19 protein-coding genes are annotated in these 19,501 nt (G+C 51.7%); all 19 read left to right on the top strand.

Going from position 1 to position 19,501, the window contains the following annotated elements; genetic code table 11:
- Window positions 1-207 precede the first annotated feature (207 nt).
- The 19 genes from A0U42_RS00200 to A0U42_RS00110 all read left to right on the top strand — a co-directional run bounded on the left by A0U42_RS00200 (window position 208) and on the right by A0U42_RS00110 (window position 19,496).
- The gene (locus A0U42_RS00200; RefSeq protein ID WP_065359423.1) at window positions 208-1,467 is read left to right on the top strand and encodes a DUF3084 domain-containing protein; all 1,260 of its coding nucleotides are present in this window, start codon (window positions 208-210) and stop codon (window positions 1,465-1,467) included.
- A 12-nt stretch (window positions 1,468-1,479) separates the two neighbouring features.
- Window positions 1,480-1,899 carry a hypothetical protein gene (locus A0U42_RS00195; protein ID WP_065359422.1) on the top strand — a complete coding sequence of 140 codons (420 nt, stop codon included), beginning with the start codon at window positions 1,480-1,482 and terminating at the stop codon, window positions 1,897-1,899.
- On the top strand, window positions 1,896-2,732 hold the full coding sequence (locus A0U42_RS00190; RefSeq protein WP_044504510.1) for a YitT family protein: 837 nt from the start codon (window positions 1,896-1,898) through the stop codon (window positions 2,730-2,732). The genes A0U42_RS00195 and A0U42_RS00190 overlap by 4 nt, the downstream gene beginning before the upstream one ends.
- A gap of 136 nt (window positions 2,733-2,868) precedes the next feature.
- Complete coding sequence (locus A0U42_RS00185; protein WP_014015045.1) at window positions 2,869-3,099, top strand: YdbC family protein; 231 nt, start codon at window positions 2,869-2,871, stop codon at window positions 3,097-3,099.
- 151 nt (window positions 3,100-3,250) lie between these two features.
- Window positions 3,251-3,793 carry a transcription factor FapR gene (fapR, locus tag A0U42_RS00180; RefSeq protein WP_044504508.1) on the top strand — a complete coding sequence of 181 codons (543 nt, stop codon included), beginning with the start codon at window positions 3,251-3,253 and terminating at the stop codon, window positions 3,791-3,793.
- Window positions 3,794-3,808: 15 nt separating this feature from the next.
- A complete protein-coding gene (plsX, locus tag A0U42_RS00175; RefSeq protein ID WP_065359421.1) occupies window positions 3,809-4,834 on the top strand; it encodes a phosphate acyltransferase PlsX in 1,026 nt (341 codons plus the stop codon).
- Window positions 4,818-5,813 (top strand): beta-ketoacyl-ACP synthase III, encoded by a 996-nt coding sequence (locus A0U42_RS00170; protein ID WP_044504504.1) that lies wholly within the window; start codon window positions 4,818-4,820, stop codon window positions 5,811-5,813. The genes plsX and A0U42_RS00170 overlap by 17 nt, the downstream gene beginning before the upstream one ends.
- 25 nt (window positions 5,814-5,838) lie before the next feature.
- Complete coding sequence (gene fabD, locus A0U42_RS00165) at window positions 5,839-6,780, top strand: ACP S-malonyltransferase (RefSeq protein WP_176698825.1); 942 nt, start codon at window positions 5,839-5,841, stop codon at window positions 6,778-6,780.
- Window position 6,781: 1 nt separating this feature from the next.
- Window positions 6,782-7,525: a 3-oxoacyl-[acyl-carrier-protein] reductase gene (fabG, locus tag A0U42_RS00160; protein WP_065359419.1), complete on the top strand. Its 744-nt coding sequence runs from the start codon at window positions 6,782-6,784 to the stop codon at window positions 7,523-7,525.
- A gap of 34 nt (window positions 7,526-7,559) precedes the next feature.
- Window positions 7,560-7,805, top strand: a complete 246-nt coding sequence (locus tag A0U42_RS00155; RefSeq protein WP_044504498.1) for an acyl carrier protein — start codon at window positions 7,560-7,562, stop codon at window positions 7,803-7,805.
- A gap of 73 nt (window positions 7,806-7,878) precedes the next feature.
- Complete coding sequence (locus tag A0U42_RS00150) at window positions 7,879-8,835, top strand: nitronate monooxygenase family protein (RefSeq protein ID WP_176698822.1); 957 nt, start codon at window positions 7,879-7,881, stop codon at window positions 8,833-8,835.
- Window positions 8,836-8,869: 34 nt separating this feature from the next.
- Window positions 8,870-10,123 carry a beta-ketoacyl-ACP synthase II gene (fabF, locus tag A0U42_RS00145; RefSeq protein WP_044504494.1) on the top strand — a complete coding sequence of 418 codons (1,254 nt, stop codon included), beginning with the start codon at window positions 8,870-8,872 and terminating at the stop codon, window positions 10,121-10,123.
- Window positions 10,124-10,140: 17 nt separating this feature from the next.
- A complete protein-coding gene (gene rnc / locus A0U42_RS00140) occupies window positions 10,141-10,851 on the top strand; it encodes a ribonuclease III (RefSeq protein ID WP_065359418.1) in 711 nt (236 codons plus the stop codon).
- A gap of 46 nt (window positions 10,852-10,897) precedes the next feature.
- Window positions 10,898-11,959, top strand: coding sequence for an elongator complex protein 3 (locus A0U42_RS00135; protein ID WP_255304063.1), 1,062 nt, complete (start codon window positions 10,898-10,900; stop codon window positions 11,957-11,959).
- A 63-nt stretch (window positions 11,960-12,022) separates the two neighbouring features.
- Window positions 12,023-13,375 (top strand): pyruvate carboxylase subunit B, encoded by a 1,353-nt coding sequence (locus A0U42_RS00130; RefSeq protein WP_044504490.1) that lies wholly within the window; start codon window positions 12,023-12,025, stop codon window positions 13,373-13,375.
- Window positions 13,376-13,592: 217 nt separating this feature from the next.
- Window positions 13,593-14,156, top strand: a complete 564-nt coding sequence (ahpC, locus tag A0U42_RS00125; RefSeq protein ID WP_044504489.1) for an alkyl hydroperoxide reductase subunit C — start codon at window positions 13,593-13,595, stop codon at window positions 14,154-14,156.
- A gap of 29 nt (window positions 14,157-14,185) precedes the next feature.
- On the top strand, window positions 14,186-15,655 hold the full coding sequence (locus A0U42_RS00120) for a PLP-dependent aminotransferase family protein (RefSeq protein WP_369690860.1): 1,470 nt from the start codon (window positions 14,186-14,188) through the stop codon (window positions 15,653-15,655).
- An 89-nt stretch (window positions 15,656-15,744) separates the two neighbouring features.
- Window positions 15,745-16,518, top strand: a complete 774-nt coding sequence (locus A0U42_RS00115) for a PhzF family phenazine biosynthesis protein (RefSeq protein ID WP_065359415.1) — start codon at window positions 15,745-15,747, stop codon at window positions 16,516-16,518.
- A gap of 317 nt (window positions 16,519-16,835) precedes the next feature.
- Entirely contained in the window at window positions 16,836-19,496 is a 2,661-nt protein-coding gene (locus tag A0U42_RS00110; protein ID WP_065359414.1) for a valine--tRNA ligase, read from the top strand.
- Window positions 19,497-19,501: the final 5 nt, after the last annotated feature.

Below are 19,501 nucleotides of genomic sequence, written 5' to 3'. Positions count from 1 at the left end.
AAGGAACTGTCCGATAGGCAGTTCCTTTTTTTGAGATTCAATTAAGAAATAGAGCCCGAAAATCAGCGTCTCGATTGTGACTGAAATACGATAGGACTTCGATGGTTTTGGGATAATGGGAGCCTTTCTGCCCCTTCGCGCTTGCAGGAAAGCTCCTTTATAGTCTATAATATAATGAACTTAAATGATGAGAAAAGGTGGTGGCTTATGGAATACGGATGGGTTATGCTGGTCGTTTTAGCCGTTATGGGCGGCATTATTGCCTATCTTGGCGATAAAATCGGCTCTCGTGTAGGCAAACAAAAAATTAAATTATTCGGACTCAGGCCGAAGTACACGTCTATCTTAGTCACCATCCTGACCGGCATCAGTATCGCCGCCATTACCTTAGGCGTCATGTCCATCCTTTCCGAAAACGTCCGCATCGCTTTGTTCGGCATGCATCAGCTTCAGATGCAGAAAGCCCAGCTCGAAGCCCAGCGCAGCCAGCTCATGCAGCAGGCGGTAGAGCTCGGCAAGGAACTCGATGATAAGAACCAACTGATTGCGTCTAATGAAGAACTGTTAAAACAACAACAAGAACAACTCGATGGGAAAAACGAAGAAATCCGTGCCACCCAAATGGACCTTCAGCAGGCCCAACTGGCTCGCGACGACAAGGCTCGTCAGCTGACGGTCATTCAGGTGGCTATGGATGAGGCGAAAAAGCAGCGTGACTCGGCCCTGGCCGACAGTGAAAAAGCACGCCAGGACGTGGCTATGCTGGAAGAAACAAAGAATAAAATGATGGATACCATCGACGGTCTGGACCAACGCATTAAGCTGCTCAACGCGACGATGACCAATATCCGTGAAGGTACGGTCGTATTCCGCGTCGGCGAAGTCCTTTCGAGCAACGTCCTTCGCGGCGGTCTTCCTATTGAACAGACGCGGGAAGAACTGAGTCGGGCTATGAGTCAGACCAACACGATGATTGGCCGCCATCTCGGCGTTTCTGATGAAAATACGATTTTGCTGTATATTTCTCCGGAAGAATTCAATGCCACCGTCGAGGCGCTGCAAAAAGCCGGTAAATCGCAAAAATTGGTGCGGATCATCGCTGCCGGCAACATTATCCTCGGCGAGCCGGCCTTGGTTCATGTCGAAATGTATGATAACCAATTGATTTATCATCGTGGCGACGTCGTCTTTGAAGAAACGTTGACCGGCGATGATTTGTCGGGTAATACAGAACTGCAAGTCATGCGCTTCCTGCACAATGTAAACCAACAGGCTCAGACTAAGGGCCTCTTGCCGGATCCGTTGACGGGCAACGTCGGCGCTTTGACGGCCTCGGAAATGTTCGATACTATCAATCGCATTCGGAGCCATGCCGGGACCGCTGTCGTCCTCAAAGCTGTGGCGGAAACCGACACCTATACGGCGGGACCGCTGCAGATTGACATCCGCGTCGAAGCCGGTAAGTAAGGGAGGAAGACCATGATTTTTGCTATTGACCCGGGCTCAGAAAAGACGGGGACTGCCGTTGTGAATGATGACGGCAGCCTGGTCACCAAGGCCATCGTGCCGACGCCGGACCTTCTTTCTTACATCGAAGAGATCTATGGGACCTATCCCTTTTCCCATATCGTCATGGGGGACGGGACGAACCATAAGCATCTGCAGCCGTTGGTTGAGCAGTGGATTGCCGGCAGCAGCCATGCCGTCACGTTTTCACTTATCGATGAAAAATTTACGACCGTTGAAGGGCGTAATCTCTATTTTAAGTACACACCGCGCAAGGGGTGGCGGCGTTTTGTCCCCTTGTCGCTTCAATATCCGCCGGAACCGGTCGACGATTTTGTCGCCTGGATCATCGGTCGTCGCTATGTAGCTAAAAAACAGGGAGGTAATCTATGAAATATTTCTTACGCGCACTGGGCCTTGCCTTTGGGGCCTTCATCTATACACTCGGTCTCGATGTATTCCTCGTACCGAACCACGTCATTGACGGCGGTGTCGTCGGCATTGCCCTTATGGCAGCTGAGCTTACGGGCGTCAGCTTCAGTATTTTCATCATCGTCTTGAACATTCCTTTTTTCATATTCGGGTATAAAAAAATCGGTGCCTTTTTTACCGTGTCATCGCTCTTTTCGATTCTTTGTTTGTCCGTATGGAGCGATTTCCTCCACTATCCGCCGGTCACGTCAGATCCTTTTCTGTCGACCATTTACGGCGGCATCATCATCGGTCTCGGTGTCGGCCTCATCATTCGCTGGGGCGGGTCCCTTGACGGCACGGAAGTCCTGGCCATCATCGCCGATCGCCAGATGCCTTTTTCCGTCGGCGAAATCATTATGTTCTTCAACCTCTTCATTTTAGGCAGCTCAGGCTTCGTCTTTTCTTGGGACAGTGCCATGTATTCCCTGGTCGCCTACTTCATTGCCTATAAGATGATCGACGTCGTTACGACCGGTCTCGACGAAATGAAGGGTATGCTCATCGTGACGGGAAAACACGACGCCGTCGCCCAGTGCCTTACCCAGGACATGGGCCGCGCCGTAACCCTCATCAACGGCGAAGGGGCTTATAAACGGGAAAAGACGATGATCTTGTACTGCGTCGTATCGCGTCTGGAAATTACTAAGATTCGCGACGCCATTACGACTATCGATCCGGCCGCCTTCGTCTCGGTCTTCGATATCAGTGAGGCTCACGGAGGGCTTTTCAAACGGAGAAAGAGCCACGGTTAAGGGTGAAAAAAAGCTTGACATTATTGGCGAATCTGCTGTATTGACATAATTTGCATATTTGCTATTATATAAAATAATTGGGTTATCGACATAACCTGACATGATGCAAACAATGAACGCTATCGGGAGGTATACAATGGCACAGTTAAATTTTAACATCGAAGATATCTGCGGCACCTTGTCTGAAAATAAGGACGGATGGCGCAAAGAATTGACCTATATCAGCTGGAACAATCGGGCTCCTAAGTTTGACCTGCGCTCGTGGGATCCGGATTACCAGGCCATGACCAAAGGGATTACTATGACCAAAGAAGAGTTAGAAAAACTGCGTGACGTATTGAACGAAATGGATTTCGATAAATACTAAGGAGTGGGGAGTATGCTTTCGGCAATTCAACGAGAATGAATGGGGTGAAAGCATACTTTTTTTATTTTCCTTGCCAAAATCGTCAAAACATTATATAATCTCTAGTTGTATGTGCTAATAGTACTTGGTAATAATTTCAAGGGTGAATGACATGGTCCGTATAGCAAGAGATAAGCGACATGCTTTGTTACAGAAGCGAATTGAAGATAATCCTTTTATAAATGACGAAGAATTAGCTGAAGAACTTTCCGTCAGTGTAGCTACAATCCGCTTGGACCGCATGGCCTTGGGGATCCCTGAAATGCGCATCCGCATCCGCCAAAAGGCGGAGGCCGCGCAGCCCAAACTGCGAAATGCGACCGTCGTCGGCGAACTCGTAGACTGCATCATCGGAAAGAATGCCATTTCGATTATGACGGCTACGGATGATATGGTCGACGAAGCCCATATCGTGCGCTCCCAATGCCTGTATGCCCAGGCCAGCTCCCTGGCACGGACTGTATTAAACCTTCCGGTCTGTATCACGGCAGTGGCCAATGTAAAATATAAACAACCCGTTACCGTAGGCGATAAACTGATTGCCAAAGCTGACGTCATCCGCCAGCGCGACCAGAAATACTACGTATGGGTTACGATTCGGAAGATGAGAAAAGAAGTGTTCCGGGCGAAATTTATTATAGAATCTTTGGAATAATGGAGCGGTTGTATCATGAAAATAGCAGTAGATGCGATGGGCGGCGATTATGCACCGGAAGAAATTGTCCTCGGTGCCATCGAAGCCGTCAAAGCATATGATTACGATGTCGTCCTGGTCGGTGATGAAACGAAGATACGCCAGGTATTGACGACGTATGGGGCAAAAGAAAATGAACGCCTGTCGATCGTCCATGCCAGTGAAGTCATCGAAATGGGCGAGCATCCGGCTCAGGCCATTCGCCGCAAGAAAGACGCATCCATCGTCGTTGCTGCCCGCTTGGTAAAGGACGGCGCATGTGATGCTGTCGTTGCCGCCGGCAGTACCGGGGCTGCGGTAACGGCTGCCCTTTTCGAACTGGGCCGCATAAAGGGAATTGAAAGACCCTGCATCGCTACGCCGATTCCTTCGAAAAAGGGGATTACTGTCCTTCTCGATTCCGGAGCCAATGCCAGCAGCAAGCCGAAGCATTTGGTTGAAGGCGCCATCATGGGCTGCCACTATGCCAAATATATCCTCGGCATCGAAAAGCCGGCTGTAGGTCTCCTGAACATCGGTGAAGAAGCCTCGAAGGGCAATGAGCTGTGTCAAAAGACACATCCCATGTTGGAAAATTTGAAAACTATTACTTTCTATGGTAACGTAGAAGGCAGAGATATACCGAAAGGAACGGTCGACGTCGTCGTCTGCGACGGATTCGTCGGCAATGTCATCCTGAAATTTGGGGAAGGCATGGCCATGTTCATCATCCGTCTCGTCCGCGACACGATCAAACAGAGCGGCTTCATCGCTAAATTAGGGGCCTTGGCCATCTATCCGGCCTTGAAATCGCTCAAGAAGAGACTGGACTTTACCGAATACGGCGGAGCCCCCTTACTGGGTGTCAACGGCAGCTTCATTATCTGCCACGGCAGCTCTAAAGCGAAGGCCATCAAAAATGCCGTCCGCGTGGCCGGCGAAATTGCAGAGCAAGACGTCATCGGCCATATTCGAAAAAGTATAGAGGAAGAAGAGGTAGAACAGTATGATAGTGAAAGCTAACGCAGCCGGCGTGCTGGGGACGGGCCATTATGTACCCGATAGAGTCGTTACCAATACCGAATTGGAAAAGTATGTCGATACATCGGATGAATGGATTCAGAGCCGTACGGGTATCAAAACGAGGCACTTTGCCGAAGACGGAATGAATACGTCGGACATGTGCACCATCGCGGCCAAACAGGCCCTGGAAATGGCCAATCTGTCTGCTGAAGACCTGGATATGATTATCGTCTGCACCTTGACACCGGACATGACGATTCCGTCGACAGCCTGCATTGTACAGGATAATATCGGTGCCAAGAACGCAGCAGTCTTTGACTTGTACGCTGCCTGCTCAGGCTTTGCCTATGGCGCCATTACGGCGTCACAGTACATCGAAACGGGCATGTACCGCCACGTCTTGGTCATCGGGGCTGAAATCCTCAGCCGTTTCCTCGATATGACTGACCGTAACACGTGCGTCCTTTTCGGCGATGGAGCCGGGGCCGCTGTATTCGGTCCCGTCCCGCAGGGCTACGGCATCCTCGGTGCCGACATGGGTGCTGACGGAAGCGGCGGTAAATACCTGAGTATCCCGTCTAGCGGCGTCGCTATTTTGCCGACGGACGAAGCGCGGGCAAAACACTTGACCTACGTTAAGATGGACGGTAAGGAAGTTTATAAATTTGCCGTTAAAGTTATGGGACGGACGGCGGAAAAAGCCTTGGAACGAGCCGGTCTCAGTTATGAAGACATCGACCTCATGGTTCCGCATCAGGCCAATACCCGCATCATCCAATCGGCAGCCAAACGGCTCCACCTTCCCATGGAAAAAGTCTTTGTAAACATTGATAAATACGCCAACACGTCGGGAGCATCCATTCCCATTGCCCTCGATGAAGCCTTGCGTCAAGGCCGTATGAAGCGCGATGATATCGTCGTTTTAGCCGGATTTGGTGCCGGATTGACGTGGGCCGGCTTAGTTATGAAGTGGTATTGATTTTTTGCGAGAGGTGTGATTGATGATGAAGAAAGCCTTTGTTTTTCCCGGCCAGGGCGCCCAAAAAGTGGGGATGGTCAAGGATTTATACGATGCCTACCCGGTCGTAAAACAGCTCTTTGAAGAAGCTGACGATGCCTTGGGGTTTTCTCTGACGAAACTTTGCTTTGAAGGTCCTGACGAAGAACTGATGAAGACCTATAATACACAGCCGGCCATCCTTACGGCCAGCACGGCCTGCTGCCGTGTATTGGCTCAGGAAGGCCTTCTGCCCGACATCGCAGCCGGTCACAGCCTCGGTGAATATTCGGCCCTCGTTGCCGCCGGTTCCCTGACCTTTGCCGACGCCGTGCGGACCGTCCGCCTTCGCGGTCAGTTCATGCAGGAAGCCGTACCCCTTGGCGAAGGTGGGATGGCAGCTATCCTCGGTTTAGCGGAAGATAAAATCAAGGAAATCTGCGCCGACATTTCTAAAGATGGCGGCGTCGTTCAGGCAGTCAACTTCAACTGCCCCGGTCAGATCGTCATTGCCGGCAGCACCAAAGCTGTTGAAGAAGCGGCCAATCGCATGAAGGATGCCGGTGCTAAACGGGCTGTTCTCCTTCACGTCAGCGCTCCCTTCCACAGCACGCTCATGGAACCGGCAGCTAAACGCTTGGCCGAAGTCCTCGACGATATTACGATTTCCGATGCCAAAATCCCCGTCGTTGCCAATGTCAACGGCCAAATTGAAACGGCTGCAGCCGATATTAAAGCGTCGCTCATCAAGCAGGCAGCAAGTCCCGTCCTTTGGATCGACTGCACTAAAACCATGCTCGATTTCGGTGCTGAAAACTTCGTAGAAGTCGGCCCGGGTAAAACACTTTGCGGTTTTAATCGGAAAATTGACCGTAAAATCCACAGCGAAAATGTAGAAGATATTCCTTCCTTACAGAAAACGCTTGAATTTTTCCAGGAGGTTCGATAAAATGCAGTTAACAGGAAAAACAGCCATCGTTACCGGCGGCTCCCGCGGCATCGGTCGTGCGGCAGCTCTGACACTTGCTGAAGCCGGTGCCGACGTCGCTGTCATCTATGCCGGCAATACCGCCGCTGCTGAAGAAACGGTCTGCCTTATCGAAGAAAAAGGGCGTAAGGGCCTTGCCATCCAGTGCGATGTGGCTGATGAAGCCGCCGTTACGGCCATGGTCAAAGACGTCAAGAAGGAATTGGGACGTATCGACATATTAGTGAATAATGCAGGCATCACTCGCGACGGCCTGCTCATGATTATGAAAGAAGCAGACTGGCAGGCTGTGCTTGACACCAATCTTACCGGCGCTTTTCACTGCACCAAAGCCGTTACCCGGCTGATGATGAAGCAGCGCAGCGGTTCGATTATCAACATCACGTCTGTCGTCGGTGAAACGGGCAATGCCGGCCAGGCTAACTATGCTGCGGCGAAAGCAGGCCTCATCGGTTTCACCAAATCGGTTGCCAAAGAACTGGCTTCGCGAAACATCCGCTGCAATGCCATTGCTCCGGGATGCATCGAAACGGATATGACGGCTGTCCTTGGCGAGGACACTGTCGATGCCATGATTAAAACGATTCCCATGGGCCGCGTGGCTCAGCCGGAAGAAGTGGCAAAAGCCGTGTTGTTCCTTGCATCGGATGATGCCAGTTATATTACCGGCCAGACGCTCAATGTAGACGGCGGCATGGTAATGTAAACAATCATACTCCACTGAAAGGGGGTGAATGGACATGAGCGAAGAAAATACTTTTGAAAAAGTAAAGAGCATTGTTGTTGAACAGTTAGGCGTTGACGAAAAAGAAGTCAAAATGGACGCTGCTTACATCGATGATTTAGGCGCTGATTCCTTGGACATCGTAGAACTGATCATGGCTTTCGAAGAAGAATTCAATATCGAAATCCCTGACGATGTTGCTGAAAAAATCAAAACTGTCAAAGATACAGTTGATTACATTGAAAAGGAAAAGAAAGCATAAGTTTGCAATAAGAGCCTGAAGGGGGAGGCATATGTGTCTTCCCCTCCTGGTATCTTGAATGGAGGAAAACAGAGTGAAGCTGCCAGAATTAAGAATAGGTAAGCTTGTAGCAAAGGTGCCAATTATTCAAGGTGGTATGGCAATCCGTTTGTCCACAGCCCGTTTGGCGGCAGCAGTAGCCAATGAAGGCGGTATCGGCCTTATTGCGGCATCTGGCATGCCTTTTGACGAATTGCGACATGAAATTAAGTTAGCCAGAAAGTTATCTCCTCGTGGAATTATAGGTATAAATGTCATGGTGGCAGCCCGCGAATTCAAGGGCTTGGTTACTACGGCAATTGAAGAAGGAATCGATCTGGTTGTGGCAGGCGCAGGTTTTTCCCGAGATATGTTTGCTTGGGGAAAGGATTCGGGCACGCCTATTGTCCCTATTGTGTCTTCTGCCAAACTAGCTAAAATATCCCAATCCCTGGGTGCTTCGGCCGTCGTTGTCGAAGGTGCAGAAGCAGGCGGGCATTTGGGAACGAATCGCTCGAGCCGCGTCATCGTACCGGAAGTACGGGCTGCTGTTGACATTCCTGTCATCGGCGCCGGCGGCGTCCTGCATGGAAGCGATATTGCAGAAATGCTCCGTCTCGGAGCCAACGGCGTCCAAATGGGCAGCCGATTTGCAGCCAGTGTCGAATCAAACGGCGCTGACGCTTTAAAAGAAGTCTACCTCCGGGCCAATAAACCGGAAGATTTTATCCTCGTACACAGCCCTGTCGGCCTTCCCGGTCAAGCTATCCGTACGCCGTTCTCGGAACGAATTCTTTTGGGTACGGCACCGAAGCCGGAAACGTGTGATTTCTGTCTGAAAAAGTGCAGTCATAAATACTGTATTATCCGGGCATTGACGCGGGCCCAGCAAGGGGACGTTGAAACAGGCCTGGTATTTTCCGGCAAACGAATGATGGAAATTCATGACATCCTGCCGGTCAAGGATATATTTGCAAATATCAAGCGGGAAATGGAAGAGATTCCCGAGTGATAAGTGCGTTACATTTTATAATGAGGTGAAAACTTTGGAAAAACGCGTAGTAATTACAGGGTTAGGGGTTATTTCTCCCGTCGGCATCGGCAAAGATGCTTTTTGGAAGGCCCTGCTCAACGGCGAAAGCGGCATCGGCCCCATTACCCACTTTGACGCAGCGGAATATACGACTCGCATTGCCGGCGAAGTCAAGGATTTTGACCCTGCCGATTTCGGTATCGACCGGAAAGAAGCCCGTCACATGGACCCGTCCACGCAGTATTCAGTAGCCGCTGCAAAATTGGCCTTAGATGATTCGAAAATCAACTTAGACGAAGAAGACCGCGACCGTATCGGTACGATTATCGGCACCGGTATCGGCGGCATGGAAACGCTGCATAACTTATATAAAGGCCTCTTTTCGAAGGGCCCGTCCCGGGTCAATCCCTTTGTCGTACCGAAGATGATTGCCAACATGGCCTCCGGCCAGGTATCCATTTTCTTCGGCCTTCAAGGCCACTGCGCCAGTGTCGTTACGGCCTGCGCAACGGGGACCAACTCCATTGGCGATGCCTACCGCATGATTCAGCGGGGCGAACTCGATGCAGCCTTGGCAGGCGGTACGGAAGCTGCCGTTTCTCCGGGAGCAGTTGCCGGCTTTGCGGCGATGAAGGCCCTCAGCACGCGCAACGACGATCCGACTCATGCTTCGCGTCCTTTCGATAAAGACCGTGACGGCTTCGTCATGGGCGAAGGCGCCGGCATCGTCGTTCTCGAAGAACTGGAACATGCTAAAAAACGCGGTGCTCACATCTACTGTGAAATCGGCGGCTACGGCAGCAATGCCGATGCTTACCACATCACGGCACCGGCACCGGAAGGCCTTCAGCAGTCCAAGTGCATGGCCCTGGCTGTCAAAGACGCCGGCCTCAAACCGGAAGACGTCGACTACGTCAATGCCCACGGTACATCCACTCACCTCAATGACTTTAATGAATCCGTCGCCGTTGCCCGTGTCTTTGGCGACCATACCAAAGATATGCTCATGAGCTCGACGAAGTCCATGACCGGCCATCTCCTCGGTGCCGCCGGTGCCGTCGAAGCGATTGCCTGCGCCATGACGATTGAAACCGGCAAGGTCCATCCGACGATCAACCTTGTTGAACCGGAAGAGGAACTGAAAGCTTTTGGTATCAACTATGTTCCGAATAAAGCCGTTGACGCCGACGTCACCGTTGCCATCTCCAACTCCTTTGGTTTTGGCGGTCACAACGCGACGCTGCTGTTCAAAAAATATGCTGAATAAAGAAGAAGACTGACCTGATGGATACGACTCGTAAAGAACAGTTAGAACAGTTCATACAGGTCTTGGGCCTTGGAGAGTTCCATAATTTCCTTATTTTGGACCAGGCCCTGACCCATTCTTCCTATGCCAATGAAAATAAAGCCAATCACGGCTACTACAATGAACGCCTTGAGTTTTTAGGCGATGCCATTTTAGACTTGGTCGTAGGGGAATACTTGTTTCTCCACTATCCGCATATGCCCGAAGGGCAGCTGTCAAAGGCCAGAGCCAGTGTCGTCAGTGAAAGCCCCCTGGCTTCGGTGTGCATGAAGTTCCATATGGGTGACTATCTCCTCCTGGGGAAGGGGGAACTTGCAACCGGCGGCCGCACGCGTCCCAGTATGCTGGCCGATGCCTTTGAAGCCGTTGTCGGTGCCATCTATATCGACAGCTCTTACGAAGAGGCGCGGAAATTCATCCTTCACCAATTAAAGGACTATTTGGACCTCGTCGACAGTGGTCATTATGAAAAAGACTACAAGACGATTTTCCAAGAGTACGTACAGCAAGACGGTCCGCAGCATATCGAGTATCGCCTTTGCCGAACAGAAGGACCGGACCATGATAAAACTTTTTACATGGAAATCCTGGTCAACGGCAAGGTCCTCGGCGAAGGATCGGGAAAATCAAAAAAATATGCCGAACAACACGCGGCGCACGAAGCGCTCATGCGGTTAAAAGGCAAGTAGACGGGGAGCTGCCTGAGCAGCTCCTCTTTCGCAATTTATACACTTTATGACTATGAAAACTTCTATCATCCCTATTTTTATCCCCCATATCGGCTGTCCCCATCGCTGTGTCTTCTGTAATCAGTGGCAGATTACGGGCCACCATGGACTGCCTTCGGCAGGGGCCATACGAGAGCTTATTCAAGGCTATACGGCATCAGCCGGTGAAGGGCGTCACTGGGAAGTAGCCTTTTACGGCGGCAGCTTTACGGCCATTCCCATGGAGTTGCAAAAAAAATTGCTCCGGCCGGCTTATGAAGCTCTCGAAAAAGGACTTATTCAGGGCCTTCGCTGTTCGACGCGGCCGGACTGCATCAGCGAAGATATTTTAACGAATTTAAAAAACTACGGACTGACCTGTGTAGAGCTCGGCGTCCAATCGATGGACGACCGGGTGCTGCAGGAGGCCCAGCGAGGTCATACGGCAGCAGACGTCGTTGCGGCTACGGCCTTGCTGCGGCAATATGGTTTTACCGTCGGTCATCAGCTCATGCCGGGCCTTCCCGGGGAAGATTGGGACAGCCTGTGCCGAACGACGAAGGCGATTTGCCGTCTCCAGCCCGATATAGCCCGCATCTATCCCGTCGCCGTCCTAAAGGGAACGGAACTGGCCTCGATGTATGAAGAAGGGCGATATAAGCCCCTTACCATCGATGAAGGCGTACGGCGGGCGGCTTATATGAAGCAGCATTTTCTGGAACGAGGAATCTCGTGTATACGAACGGGACTTCAGGCCACGGAAGACCTTGATGACGCATCGCAGGTCATGGCCGGGGCTTACACGCCGGCTATGGGGGAACTCGTCGATACCTATCGCTATCGAAAGCAGCTCCTGTCCTTTTTAAGAACCCTGCCAACGGATGAGGCCGTTACTATTTCTTATCATCGCCGCGAAACGTCGCGCGTTCGAGGTTACCGTAGCCTTACCGTCAGGACCGCTCGTTGGAGTCTTCCATTGGCCCTGTCGTGGCGGGAAGGGGACGTCCCCCTCGGTCACGTCTACGTCTTTCAAGGACAGACGGCCTATGACCTAGATATGAATAGCCATGCCGGTCCTACTATGATATAATAAAATAGTACGTATGATTTTAAAATAAACACATTGCAATAGATATACTATGGAGGAAAGAGAATGGCAAGAGTAAAAATAACGGAAACGGTTCTGCGCGACGGCCATCAGTCCATTGCAGCGACTCGCATGCGCCTTCGCCAGATGCTTCCTGTCTTGGAAGCGATAGATGAATTAGGCTACAATGCTCTCGAATGTTGGGGCGGAGCTACTTTTGATACGTGTATGCGCTTTCTCGATGAAGACCCGTGGGAACGCCTGCGGACGATTAAGCAGCACGTCAAAAAGACGCCTCTCCAGATGCTGCTTCGCGGTCAGAATATCTTGGGCTATCGGCACTACGCCGACGACGTCGTCTATGAATTTGTCAACCGTGCCGTCGACAACGGCATCGACATCATCCGCGTCTTTGATGCCTTAAACGATCCGCGCAACATGGAAGCGGCCATCAAAGCGGCGAAAGACACGAAATCAGTCCATGTCCAGGGGGCTCTGGTCTACACCATCAGTCCGATTCACACCATGGAATCCTTCACCAAAGTCGGTCAGGAACTGCAGGATATGGGCGTCGATTCCGTCTGTATCAAGGACATGTCGGGTCTCCTGTCGCCTTATGACGCGTATAACCTCATCCGCATGCTGAAGCGGCATCTGACCGTTCCCATTGAACTGCACACGCACTGCACCTGCGGTCTTGGTGAAATGACCTACATGAAGGCCATTGAAGCCGGCGTCGACATCATCGATACCGCTTTGTCACCCTTTGGTGAAATCACCAGCCAGCCGGCGACGGAATCGATGGTCATGGCTTTAAATGGCAGTATTTACGATACCGGTATCGATGTCGACCGCCTGTGGCCTATTGTCGACCACTTTAAGAATGTCCGCAAGGAACTGGCCGACGAATTTAAATTGACCATGCCCAGTCAGATCAACCCGGCTGTCCGCAAATATCAAATTCCCGGCGGCATGCTGACCAACCTCTATAACCAGCTCAAAGCCCAAGGTGCCGAAGACCGCTTCGACGAAGTCCTGGCTGAAATGCCGAACGTCCGCCGTGACCTCGGTTATCCGCCTCTGGTTACGCCGACCAGTCAGATCACCGGTTCAGCAGCTGCCTTAAACGTCCTCTACGGCCGTTATAAAATCGTAACCAATGAAGTGCGCGATATCGTTCGCGGCAAATATGGCCGTGTACCCGGCAAGATCGATGAAGCATTCCGGAAGATGTGCATTGGCGATGAACCGGTCATTACCCATCGTCCGGCCGATGACTTGGCTCCGGAATTGGAAGCAGCTAAGAAGTCCCTGGCTAACGAAGGCTTCCCCAATGCCAGTATGGAAGACGTCTTAAGTTATACCTTGTTCCCGGAAGTGGCCTTGCCCTTTTTCCTGAAACGGGACGGACGACAGTAAAATAATATACCCATAGAAACTTCCTTATATAGTGGCGATGTCTTTTACAGCAGCTGCCTCGGATGGACGTGAGTACAGTTGCTCACGTCCTTTTTTATCCTTTGAAAGACCTGCGTTATTACAAAAAGTTTTTATGTTTGCCTTGATTTTTCAGGCAATTCATGATATCTTTTATTTATAATGATAGTGGTTTTCATTTAAAAGGAGGTTCATACTTATGTCATTAATCAACAAGGAAGTCAGTGATTTTACGGCCAAGGCCTACCATGATAACGGATTCATCACCGTTACCAAGGAAGACCTCTTGGGAAAATGGAGCGTGTTCTTTTTCTATCCTGCTGATTTCACCTTTGTGTGCCCGACAGAATTAGCCGACCTCGAAAGCTTTTATGAAGAGTTCAAAAAAATAGGCTGCGAAATCTATTCTGTTTCCTGCGATACGGAATTTGTACACAAAGCCTGGCACGATCACTCGCCGCTCATCAAGGATATTACATATCCCATGTTGGCCGATCCGACCCATGCCCTGGCCCGTGATTTTGAAGTCCTCATCGAAGATGCCGGTGTCGCCGAACGGGGAACCTTCATCATCAATCCGGAAGGTCAGATCGTCTCTTATGAAGTCAATGCCGGCAATGTAGGCAGAAATGCTGAAGAACTGCTGCGCAAGGTACAGGCTTGCCAGTTCGTCCGTGAACACGGAGACGAAGTGTGCCCGGCTCGGTGGACACCCGGCGCTAAGACCTTGAAACCGGGCATCGATTTGGTAGGCACCTTATAAGCGGCTTTTCAAGATTTGGACTGTTGTGTATGATTATCCTTATGAAGGACTGTGTTGGTCTCTTCATAAGGATAATTTTTTTACCAAAGATGGAGAAGGGAGGCCCTCTGATGCCGGTCAATTCTTTTGAAACCTATCCCATGTCCTGGAGGCCATCCCGTCGAGAGATAGAATGCAGGGCCCAGCCTTTTTATAAGGCATTGGCGGCGCAACTTATGGCTGATATCGAGAATGGTAAGATTTTGCCGGGAACGAAATTGCCGCCTCAACGGGAACTGGCTGATTTTCTCGATGTCAATGTCAGTACTGTATCTAAGGCTTTCCGATACTGTTCCAATGGAGGTTTTCTTACCAGCGTCGTCGGCAGGGGTACCTTCGTTGCCTATGATGCCGGGATGAACGTATCCGTCGCACCGGACCGGACGTCCCTCATCGAGATGGGATCCATGATGCCCGAGCGTTTGGCAGGAGATGCGGTGGCGGCTTTAGTAGTCGAAATGATGGGAGATCCGAGCCGCGAAGTTTTTTTTCAATACGCTTATGGGACTGACGGATTTTATCAGGAAGCGGCTCGTCGCCTGTTGGAAGATGTCGGTGTCGTACCGGAAGGACCGGTCTTATTTGCCAGCGGCGGTCAGAATGCCTTGGCAGCCGTCCTTTCAACCTTCTTTCGCCCCGGTGACCGCATCGGTGTCGATCCTCTGGTATACCCGGGACTCAAAAGTGCGGCCAAACTTTTCGGCATTCGCCTCGTTCCCGTCGGACAACAGGATGGGGAAATAAGTGAAGACGGCCTTCTGTATGCTCTTAAAAATCACCATATCAAGGGCCTCTATGTGATGCCGGACTTTCAAAACCCGACGACGCATACGATGTCAGTTGCCGGTCGGGAGAGACTCGCTGCTTTGGCCAAAAAACACGACCTCCTCATCATCGAAGATGCCATTGCTGCCTTGTTTACGGAAAAGCCGATGCCTTCGATCAAGACCCTGGCGCCGGAACAGACGGTCTATATTTTTAGCCTGTCCAAGGCGATTCTGCCGGCTTTGCGGTTGGCCTATGTCGTGCCGCCCAGAAGGCTTGAAGAGCAGCTTTCTTCGGCCTTATACACGTTGAATCTTTCTCAGTCGGCCCTCCTCATGGAACTGGCTGCCCGCCTCGTCGTATCGGGAAAGTGTGGCGCCTTGCTGGCTCTTCGACGCCAAAGCCTGCGGGAACGCAATGAGCTCGCTAATCGGATCTTACGCGGCTGGCCCTTAGCCGGTGGGGCCGAGGCCCTCTGCCGCTGGCTGACCCTGCCTGAGGGACTGACCGGTCAAGTCTTTGAAGCACTTTGCCGTGACCAAGGCGTACGCCTTTTAGGGGCGGAACACTTTGCTGTCGGTACCGATGTTCCCGTTAACGGCGCCAGACTTGCTATTGGGGCGCCGTATGATAGGGTATCTTTAGAAAAAGGGCTCCATATCATAAAGAAGGTCTTAGATTCCTATCGAACATAATCGTGGGGCATACAATTATGTTATGGTGTGCCTTTTTTTCCTATGCTATCATGAAGGCAGGAAAAGAGATTTTTGGAGGAGGGATTCTTATGAAATGTTACGTCATCGATGCTTTTACGAAAGAAATTTTTAAAGGCAATCCGGCTGCTGTCTGCGTCTTGGATGCTTGGCTTCCCGATGAATTGATGCAGGCCATTGCTATGGAAAACAATCTGTCGGAAACGGCTTTCACCGTAAAAGAAGGGGACGCCTATCGCCTTCGCTGGTTCACGCCGGGCGGTGAAATAGACCTCTGCGGCCATGCGACCTTGGGAACGAGCTTTGTCCTGGCCAACTTCGTCGAGCCAAAGGCTGACCGCTTCGTCTTCCATACCCTGAGCGGGGATTTGGTCGTTACCCGTAACGGGGACCTGTTTTCCATGGATTTTCCGGCCTACGATATGGTACCGACGCCGGTCACCGATGCCATGACCGACGCTCTTGGCATAAGGCCTTTAGAAGCATATATGGCGCGGGATTTGGTCTGTGTCTTGCCGGACGAAGATGCCGTGAGAAATTATCAGCCGGACTTAGAGAAAATCAAAGGCCTCGACGGCATGCTCTGCCACATTACGGCACCGGGCCGAGAATACGACTGCGTCAGCCGCAGCTTTGCCCCCAAGCTCTCCGTGCCCGAAGATCCGGTCTGCGGCTCCGGCCACTGCCATATTATTCCTATTATGGCGAAAAAGCTTGGAAAACAAGATCTCCTGGCGTATCAGGCATCGAGACGGGGCGGAGAACTCCAATGCCGACTGGAAGGCGATACGGTGTCCCTGGCCGGTTATGCCGCCCTCTATTCCATCGCCGATTTGAAGGTATAACCTGTCGGCGCGTCTTGACAGGCTTAGGTAAACTTGCTACAATATTTATCACAATAAAGGCGATGAGCGGAAGAAGCTTTACTTCTTTTTGTCAGCGAAATGCCGATTCGGTGAGAGGGCATTCAAAGAGAATAAGGCGCGTCACCCGTGAGCTGGCAGGAGGAAAGGCCTGTCCGTCAAGCAGACGTTACCTGTGCCATGAAGCGGTCGCAAAAGCGGCAATTTAGGTGGTACCGCGGAAGATACAGCATTCTTTCGTCCTAAGGAATGAACCCTTAGGCGAGGGAATGCTCTTTTTTGTTTTGGAGGGAATAAGGATGAAATGGAATAAAGAACAACTGGGCACGTATGCACCGAATGAGATGGAAATGACGTGGTACGATTTTTGGGAAAAGAACGGCTACTTCCACCAGGAGCCGGATAAGAGCAAGAAACCCTTCAGCATCGTCATGCCGCCGCCGAACGTTACCGGTCAGCTTCACATGGGCCATGCCCTGGACAACACCTTGCAGGATATCCTGGTCCGCTTCAAGCGCATGGAAGGCTACAACGTCGCCTGGATTCCCGGTACCGACCATGCCGGCATCGCTACTCAGGTCAAGGTCGAACAGCAGTTGGCGGAAGAAGGCAAGAACCGCTATGAAATCGGCCGCGAAGAATTCTTGAAACGGGTCTGGGCTTGGAAGGAACAGTACGGCAGCCGCATCGAAAAACAGATTCGCCGCCTGGGCTCGTCCTGTGACTGGAGCCGCAAGCGCTTCACCATGGACGATACCTGCGCCCGCGCTGTCCGGGAAGTCTTCATTTCCCTGTATGAAAAAGGCCTCATCTATCAGGGCCAGCGCATTACCAACTGGTGCCCTCACTGCCACACGGCCTTGTCGGACATCGAAGTTGACCACTCCGACGTCGCCGGCCATCTGTGGTTCGTCAAATACCCCGTCGTCGGTGAAGATGATTACATCATGATTGCCACGACCCGTCCGGAAACGATCATGGGCGATACGGCCGTTGCCGTCAACCCCAACGACGACCGCATGAAGAAGTATATCGGCAAGAAAATCATCGTGCCCCTCGTCGACCGCGAAGTCGAAGTCATTGCCGACGACTACGTCGATATCGGCTTTGGTACCGGCGCCGTCAAGATCACGCCGGCTCACGACCCGAACGACTTTGAAATGGGTCAGCGCCATAACCTGGAATCGATCATGATCATGAACCTCGATGGCACGATGAATGAAAAAGCCGGTGCCAAATACAATGGCATGACCCGCGAAGACTGCCGCAAAGCCGTCGTCGCTGATCTTGAAGAACTGGGACTCCTCGACCATATCGAAGAATTGACACATGCTGTCGGTCATTGCTCACGCTGCAAGACGACGGTCGAACCCTTCGTTACCAAGCAGTGGTTCGTCAAGATGAAACCCCTTACGGAAGCGGCCCTTAAAGCCGTAGAAGACGGCAAGACCCGCTTCATCCCCGAACGCTTCGTCAAGACCTACAATCATTGGCTGGAAGACGTCCATGACTGGTGCATCAGCCGCCAGCTCTGGTGGGGCCATCAGATCCCGGTCTGGTACTGCGACGACTGCGGCAAGGCTTCGGCCAGCCGTGAAGACATTACGGAATGCCCGCACTGCCACAGCACGCACATCCACCGCGATCCCGACGTCCTCGATACCTGGTTCAGCTCGGCCCTTTGGCCTTTCTCGACTATGGGCTGGCCTGATAAGACGGCTGATCTCAATCAGTTCTTCCCGACCAGCGTATTGGTTACGGGTTACGACATCATCTTCTTCTGGGTCGCCCGCATGATGTTCATGACCTGCGAATTCATGAAGGATATTCCCTTTGAAAACGTATTCATCCACGGCCTCGTCCGAGACAGCCAGGGACGCAAGATGAGTAAGTCCCTGGGCAACGGCATCGATCCCCTCGGCGTCTGCGAAGAATACGGCGCCGATGCCCTGCGCTTCACCTTGGTTACGGGCAATACGCCGGGCAACGACATGCGTTTTTACATGGAACGAGTCGAAGCTAACCGTAACTTTGCCAATAAGATTTGGAATGCCTCGAAGTTCGTCATCATGAACCTTACCGATTTTGACGAAGCCTTCGTTCCCGAAGAAAGCGATTTGACCTTGGCCGACCGCTGGATTTTGACGTCCTTTAATGAAACGGCGGCCAGAGTGACGGAAGACCTCGATAAATTTGAACTGGGCGACGCCGCCGATGCTGTCTACAACTTCATTTGGAGCTCCTACTGCGACTGGTACATCGAACTTGCTAAAAAGCGCCTCTACCAGGCTGCCAGCGACCGCGACAAGCATACTGTCCAGTACGTTTTGGTCTACGTCCTGACCCATACCCTGGAAATGCTCCATCCCTTCATGCCCTTCGTTACGGAACACCTCTGGCAGCACCTGCCTCATGAAGGGGAAAGCATCATCGTCGCCCCCTGGCCGAAGGCACAGGATAAATGGAATTTTGCCGATGACGCGGCTACGATGAACACCCTCATGGAAGCTATCAAGGGCATCCGTAACCTCCGAGCAGAATCGAACGTCCCCATGGGCAAGAAGGCACCGGTCATCTTAGCACCGGCAACGGAAGACTTGGCCAAGACCTTGAAAGATTATGAAGATTACTTCCATACCCTGGCTTTTGCCGATAAAGTTACCCTCCTTTCGGCTGGTGACGCCAAACCTGAAAACGCCGTCGTCGCCGTCGTGCCCGGCATCGAAGTTTATTTACAGCTCAAAGACCTGATCGACGTCGAAAAAGAAACGGCCCGCGTCCAGAAAGAACAGGAAAAGCTCCAGAAGGAAATCGACCGCCTCGACAAGAAGCTGGCTAATCAGGGCTTCCTGGCCAAAGCTCCGGCAGCCGTCGTCGAAAAGGAAAAGGGGAAACTGGCCGATTATCAGGAAAAAATGGCCGCTCTTACGAAACGCATGGAAGATTTGGCAAAACTCTAAGAGGC

It is taken from the genome of Megasphaera sp. DISK 18, from assembly GCF_001682955.1.
GTDB lineage: Bacteria > Bacillota > Negativicutes > Veillonellales > Megasphaeraceae > Megasphaera > Megasphaera massiliensis.
The sequence above is the reverse complement of the archived record's forward strand: the minus strand, read 5'-3'. Positions and strand labels throughout refer to the sequence as shown.

Coding starts and splice junctions, on each gene's coding strand:
- A0U42_RS00135 (WP_255304063.1), top strand. CDS start 10,898: ATGACTATGAAAACTTCTATCATCCCTATTTTTATCCCCCATATCGGC.
- A0U42_RS00155 (WP_044504498.1), top strand. CDS start 7,560: ATGAGCGAAGAAAATACTTTTGAAAAAGTAAAGAGCATTGTTGTTGAA.
- A0U42_RS00110 (WP_065359414.1), top strand. CDS start 16,836: ATGAAATGGAATAAAGAACAACTGGGCACGTATGCACCGAATGAGATG.
- fapR (WP_044504508.1), top strand. CDS start 3,251: ATGGTCCGTATAGCAAGAGATAAGCGACATGCTTTGTTACAGAAGCGA.
- A0U42_RS00120 (WP_369690860.1), top strand. CDS start 14,186: ATGATTATCCTTATGAAGGACTGTGTTGGTCTCTTCATAAGGATAATT.
- A0U42_RS00130 (WP_044504490.1), top strand. CDS start 12,023: ATGGCAAGAGTAAAAATAACGGAAACGGTTCTGCGCGACGGCCATCAG.
- ahpC (WP_044504489.1), top strand. CDS start 13,593: ATGTCATTAATCAACAAGGAAGTCAGTGATTTTACGGCCAAGGCCTAC.
- A0U42_RS00200 (WP_065359423.1), top strand. CDS start 208: ATGGAATACGGATGGGTTATGCTGGTCGTTTTAGCCGTTATGGGCGGC.
- A0U42_RS00195 (WP_065359422.1), top strand. CDS start 1,480: ATGATTTTTGCTATTGACCCGGGCTCAGAAAAGACGGGGACTGCCGTT.
- A0U42_RS00185 (WP_014015045.1), top strand. CDS start 2,869: ATGGCACAGTTAAATTTTAACATCGAAGATATCTGCGGCACCTTGTCT.
- A0U42_RS00115 (WP_065359415.1), top strand. CDS start 15,745: ATGAAATGTTACGTCATCGATGCTTTTACGAAAGAAATTTTTAAAGGC.
- A0U42_RS00190 (WP_044504510.1), top strand. CDS start 1,896: ATGAAATATTTCTTACGCGCACTGGGCCTTGCCTTTGGGGCCTTCATC.
- fabG (WP_065359419.1), top strand. CDS start 6,782: ATGCAGTTAACAGGAAAAACAGCCATCGTTACCGGCGGCTCCCGCGGC.
- plsX (WP_065359421.1), top strand. CDS start 3,809: ATGAAAATAGCAGTAGATGCGATGGGCGGCGATTATGCACCGGAAGAA.
- rnc (WP_065359418.1), top strand. CDS start 10,141: ATGGATACGACTCGTAAAGAACAGTTAGAACAGTTCATACAGGTCTTG.
- fabD (WP_176698825.1), top strand. CDS start 5,839: ATGAAGAAAGCCTTTGTTTTTCCCGGCCAGGGCGCCCAAAAAGTGGGG.
- A0U42_RS00170 (WP_044504504.1), top strand. CDS start 4,818: ATGATAGTGAAAGCTAACGCAGCCGGCGTGCTGGGGACGGGCCATTAT.